Origin of the sequence: Thalassobacterium maritimum (assembly GCF_031127805.1) — a bacterium.
In the GTDB taxonomy this organism is placed as follows: domain Bacteria; phylum Verrucomicrobiota; class Verrucomicrobiia; order Opitutales; family Coraliomargaritaceae; genus Thalassobacterium; species Thalassobacterium maritimum.
In genome coordinates this window covers 1-1236 of sequence record NZ_JARXHW010000147.1, presented here as the reverse complement: position 1 = coordinate 1236, position 1236 = coordinate 1, and the positions used below count along the sequence as shown (strand labels likewise).

Annotated in this window: 2 protein-coding genes; both read left to right on the top strand. The window is 46.2% G+C overall.

The window, feature by feature from the left end:
- Positions 1-100 precede the first annotated feature (100 nt).
- Entirely contained in the window at positions 101-520 is a 420-nt protein-coding gene (locus QEH52_RS19715; protein WP_308952675.1) for a DUF3997 domain-containing protein, read from the top strand.
- A 70-nt stretch (positions 521-590) separates the two neighbouring features.
- Positions 591-905 carry a hypothetical protein gene (locus QEH52_RS19710; protein WP_308952674.1) on the top strand — a complete coding sequence of 105 codons (315 nt, stop codon included), beginning with the start codon at positions 591-593 and terminating at the stop codon, positions 903-905.
- Positions 906-1236 lie beyond the last annotated feature (331 nt).

Below are 1236 nucleotides of genomic sequence, written 5' to 3'. Positions count from 1 at the left end.
CGGAATCCACCTGACCAAGGGCGGCAGCATATCCAGACGCACCTATCAACTCATTTCGCGCTACGCGCTACACTCGCGATAGTGCTCCACGTTAGTGAAAATGAAAAGAGCACTCTTAATTCCATTTGCACTTCTCCTATCAGGCTTTGCAGGGTCTAGTGATTATCATCTAGAACTCTGCGGTGGATACATCCTCTCTAGATCATCAGCCCACCAAGTCATTGTCGTCCCCTATGGTGGATGGAGTAAGGAAACTCCGATAATTGAAGAGAAAGTTGTCGAGATTGCTTGGGATTCGAGATATATTCTAGCAAAACGAGACCACCTAACTCCGGACCAGGAACAGAAGACCTACATGATTCCATCAGGGAACTATTCATATTGGATTTTAGACACCCAAACTCCCAGTGTTGCCGGCCCGCTTACTCAAAAGGAACTGAAAGAGAATACAGAGAAGCTAGGTATCAGCGAACTGATTGAGTCATTGAAGGACCCACGAACATACAAGAAGAAGCACTAACCAGTCGATCGTCTCAATTCCTTTCGCGCTCCGCGCTTCAGTCTTGAGACATCTCTACGTTCGGTAAGAAATGAATTCAGACATCATCAAAGAAGGCCGAAAGCTCGTTTGCCTGCTCGAAAAGAAAAGCGAAGAATTCCACGTAAAGTCTGACCAGCACGATATACTTGGATACGAGGCAGCGATTCTAAACGCTCGCATCGATTTCGTTGAAAAGAAAAAAGCAATGCCAGAGAACCTCAGGGAGAGCACTTTGCTGGGCAGTTGGGGAGCATCCTATTACTCTGAAGAGTGGCAAGGCCTTAAGAATACTGTCAGGGCATTCTACACAAAAATCCCCACTGAGCCGGAGACCGAACCAGACGGCACAGGTCAACCCATGTAACCCGCCCGACAATCTGAGAATCACTTGAACTACACACTCGTCAGGCTGGGTGCCTGGCCTCATCGATCTACAAAAAAGTGAAAAAATGTTTCCGAGTGACTGCTTTATGGATCCCATCCTTAGCCCTAGCCATCGCTTTAGGATTCAAAGAAAAAGCAAACGAATACTATTATATCAGTATTGAGCAGCACGTATTAGCTTTAGTCTTTTGGGCATGTTTCGCCGGAGCATTCACGGTAATACCATTTCTAAAAATGTTTGATCCTATAGTGACCTCAGGTAGCGTTTGCTGAAGCGCGTATCCATCCGTTGCCAAACAAGCTTATGACTT